The sequence below is a fragment of the Streptomyces sp. ActVer genome, from assembly GCF_027270795.1.
Classification (GTDB): domain Bacteria; phylum Actinomycetota; class Actinomycetes; order Streptomycetales; family Streptomycetaceae; genus Streptomyces; species Streptomyces umbrinus_A.
This window is the reverse complement of the sequence record NZ_JAPWHT010000654.1, coordinates 1-4,109: the sequence shown is the minus strand read 5'-3', so window position 1 is coordinate 4,109 and position 4,109 is coordinate 1. Positions and strand designations below refer to the sequence as shown.

Sequence of the window (4,109 nt, the reverse complement as noted above, 5' to 3'; positions counted from 1 at the left end):
TGGCTCGGCAGCCCCAGATCCTGGGGGCGCGGGGAACTGCGCGACAAGCCCCCACCCACCCGCGGTCAAAACACAGCCGCAACCCGACCATCCCGAAATCCCCGAGCACCCCAACAGCAGGGTCCCCCTGCACCTACCCGGCACGTCCACACCGAGGAACGCATCCCCGGCGGACAGCCCGAACACCAACACCTCACACACCTCGCTCCTGGCGCCCGCGCCACCCATGCTCCCCCACCCCCTGAAACTCCAACGCGCCCTCCGCCCCCTCAAGCGGAGCGTCCCCGCCCCGTTCGGACAGGAACTGGACGAGTCGGCCACCGCCCACCGGATCGCCCGGCTCGGAGCCGCCCCCCAGTGGTGGCTGCCGGTCCTGCGCCCCGCGACCGAGCGCTGGCTGACGCTCCACCTCGTGCACGACACGGGCCCGACGATGCCGATCTGGCGCCCGCTCGTCCGCGAACTGCACGCGGCCCTCGCCCAGTCGGGCATCTTCCGCACGGTGGAGCTGCACCGGCTGGAGACCGACGGCACGGTACGCCGCCCCGGCTCGCAGGAGGCGTACGCGGACGGGCGTACGGTCACCCTGCTGATCAGCGACTGCATGGGCCCGCAGTGGCGGGACGGCCCGGCGGGCAGCCGCTGGTACGCCACACTGCGCCGCTGGTCCGCCAGGATGCCGGTCGCCGTGGTCCAGCCGCTCCCGGAACGCCTGTGGCGCACCACCGCGCTGCCCGCCACGACCGCCCGGATCGCCGCGCCGGGGCCCGCGGCGCCCAACTCCGCGTACGACGTGGACTCGTACGCCATGGAGGACCTCCCCCGGGACGTGCTGCCCCTCCCCGTCCTGGAGGCCTCGGCGCCCTGGCTGGCGAACTGGTCGGCGCTGGTGGCGGGCGGGGGCCGACTCCCGGGTGCGGTCGGCCTGTTGGGCGCCGCCCCGCCTCCCGCGCCGGTCGACGAATGGGGCCGCGGCGACGTCGAACAGCTCTCCCCGGAGGAGCTGCTGCTCCGCTTCCGTTCCCTCGCCTCCCCGGAGGCCTTCCGGCTGGCCGGTCATATCGCCGTCGGGCGCCCCGAGTTGCCCGTCATGCGCCTGGTCCACGCGGCGATCGAGAGGAACCCCCAGCCGCAGCACCTCGCCGAGGTGATCCTCAGCGGCGCCCTGATCGCGGTCCCGGGCACGGCCGGTTCGTACGCCTTCCGCCCCGGCGTACGCGAACTGCTGCACCGTACGCTCCCCCGCACGGCACTCGGCCGCACCTCCGAACTCCTCGCGCGGGTAGGCGCGTTGATCGACGCCCGGGCAGGAGTGGCGGCCGGCGAGTTCCGCATCGCCGTACCGGGCCCCGGCGACATCACGGCCGACGGCGAGCCGTTCGCGTCGGTCCAGGAGGAGAGCGTACGGAGACTGGGCGGTCCCCCGCCGAAACCGGCCGCCGCCGGGCTGGTGCTCGGCAGGTACCGGCTCGTACGGCGTCTGGGACGGGGCAAGCACGTGATGGAGGCCGAGGACGTCCGGTCCGGAACGACGGTCGCGGTGTACCCGCGCCCGATCGGGCCGGAGCGGCATGAGCACTTCCTCAACACCGCGCGCGTTCTCGCCGCCGTCCGGCATGCCAACGTGATGGACGTCCACGACTTCGGCGTCGAGAACGACATCGCGTACCTGGTCACGGAGTTCGTGGACGGAACCACGCTCGCCGAGAGCCCACCCCTGCCCTTCACGACGTACGTGTCCGTGGTGCGGCAGATCGCGCTGGGTCTCGGAGCCCTGCATGAACTGGGTGTCGCACACGGCCGCCTCACACCGCAGAGCCTGCTGATGTCTCCGGACGGCACCATCAGAATCACGCACTTCGAGCCGGTCCAGGACCGGGGGAACGACGAGTCGAAGGACCTGGAGGCCCTCGGGCATCTGCTGGAGGGCCTGGGCGTGGAGGAGGCGCCGGAGGAACTCCGGGAGTTCGAGCGGGCGTTCAGGTCACGGGTGGCCGGAGCCGTCCGTCTTCTACTCTCTCCGGACACGGACAGGCAGCGTCGCGCCGCAGAGTTCCTCATGGACCCGTCCTACGGCGCGAGCGCCGCCGCCTTCGCCGCGGACCGATACCGCTACCGCCTGCTCGTCCCGGATCCCGGCACCGGGCAACGCGACCTCGTCCGCGGCCCGTTCGTCACCCGCCCCCCCAGGTGGATCCCTCTTCCGGAGCCCGGCCGCACCGCCGTCGTCATCCGGCCCGCCGACGGCGCGCTGACGCTCCTCGACCCCGACCGGCTCGGCGGCACACCGGCCTCGGAGCCCCCGGTCACGTACTACGAGGTCGACCTCACCCCCCAGCAGTCCGTCCACCGGCTCTCACTCCCCAGTTCCCGCGGCGGAACGTTCACCGCGTCGGTGGAGCTGGCCTGGCACGTCGACGATCCGGTGGCGTTCGTGGGCGGCGACACCGGCAACGTGTCCGAACGCCTCCTCGGCCATGTCATGAAGGAGGCCGGCCGTGTCACCCGTCGTCATCCGGTCCACCGTGTGCCCACGCGGGGCGCGCTGCACAACGGACTGCACAACTGGCCGGTCCCCGGGCTTTCGGTGACATGCTCGGTGCGGCTGAAGCCGAACGAAGCGGCGCCGTTCCTCCCGCCCGCGGCCGAGTCGTTCGCCGCACCCCCGGACGCCGCCGCCCCCTTCCTGGTCGACGCCCCCCACGTACTCATCGGCTTCGACGGCCCCCTCGTACGCCTCTACTCCCGGGCCAAGGAGGAGCAGGTCACCCAGGAACTCGTCGCGCTCCTCGCCGAGCTGCGCCACCCCGACGCCGCACTGAGCGGCGAGCCGCCGGCGCCGGGGGGCGTGCCCACGTCACCCCTGGAGGGGCGGTCGAACCCGCTCGACCTGTTGCGGGCGTTCGCCGAGCACCCCCTGGGAGCCGATCTGCGCCGCCGGCTCAACCGCATCGAGGAGCGGGCCGTCCCGACCGCCACGGCCACCCCGTTCTCCGACTCGCTGATCACCACGCTCAACGCCCTCGGCCGGCGCGTGGCCGTCGTCGCGGACAACGCGCCGAGCGCCGTCTGGATGTATCTGCAGGCCCACGGACGGCTCACCGGCCTGGTGAACGGCGGAGTGCACGGCCGCGCCGAGGACCTGACCCGGCTGATGCCGAACCCCGACTGCCTCCTGCGGGCCCTGGACCAGCTCGGTGCGACCCCGTCGGACGCCGTACTGGTCGGCTCGTCGGTCGCCGAGCTGACCGCCGCGAACGCCATCGGCCTCCGCTTCCTCGGCTACACCCGCTCCGAGCCGCACAAGCAGCGCCTGCTCCGCGCGGGCTGCGAGCTGACCACGGCCTCATGGGCGCCCCTGATCCAGGCACTCCCCAACACCTGAGCGCCGCCCCACAAGACCGCCACGCAAGACCACCCGTCCGGCGGCACCCCGCCCGGCCCACCACAAAAGGCGACACCCCGTCAGGCCCCCCACGATGCGAAGGAGGACCGCCGCCCGGCCGAGTCCCACCGTCCGTGCTCTCGGGAGGACCCGCCATGACCGCCAGCCTGGAGCAGTTGCGCCGCTGCCATTTCGCCGTCGACATGGGGGCTGCGAGGACACGTGTCTTCGTGAAGGGCGCCGGGCTCGTCGTGGACCAGCCGAGCGTCGCCGCCGTGAACACGAAGACCGGCGCCCTGATCGCCGTCGGCGAGTTCGCGGAGAAGATGACGGGCCGTACGCCCGACTACATCCGCGTCGTACGGCCCGTCTCCGGCGGCACGGTCGTCGACATCGAGATGGCCCAGCGCATGCTCCGCCAGCTGCTCGGCGACAAGGTCCGCCGCGCCCTGCGCCGCAAGCCCCGGCTGCGGGCCGCCATCTGCACCCCGCACGACGCCGACCCGCTCGCGGAGCGCGCCGCCGTCGAGACGCTCGTCGGACTCGGTGCGCGGCGCGTCGAACTCGTCGACACGCTCATCGCCGCCGGCGTCGGCTGCGGGCTGCCCGTGGGGCGGCCCGAGGCCACCATGATCATGGTGTGCGGGGCCGCCGCCACCCAGGTCGCGGTGCTGTCCCTCGGCTCGATCGTGACCGCCGCCCGCATCCCCGTCGGCGGCGAGGC

At 73.3% G+C, this 4,109-nt stretch carries 2 protein-coding genes; both read left to right on the top strand.

The window, feature by feature from the left end; all coding sequences use genetic code 11:
* The coding region (locus O3Q52_RS49830; RefSeq protein ID WP_269655044.1) for an SAV_2336 N-terminal domain-related protein at positions 1 to 3,385 on the top strand (3,385 nt) is incomplete at its 5' end.
* Positions 3,386 to 3,540: 155 nt separating this feature from the next.
* On the top strand, positions 3,541 to 4,109 hold a 569-nt coding region (locus O3Q52_RS49825; RefSeq protein ID WP_269655043.1), incomplete at its 3' end, for a rod shape-determining protein.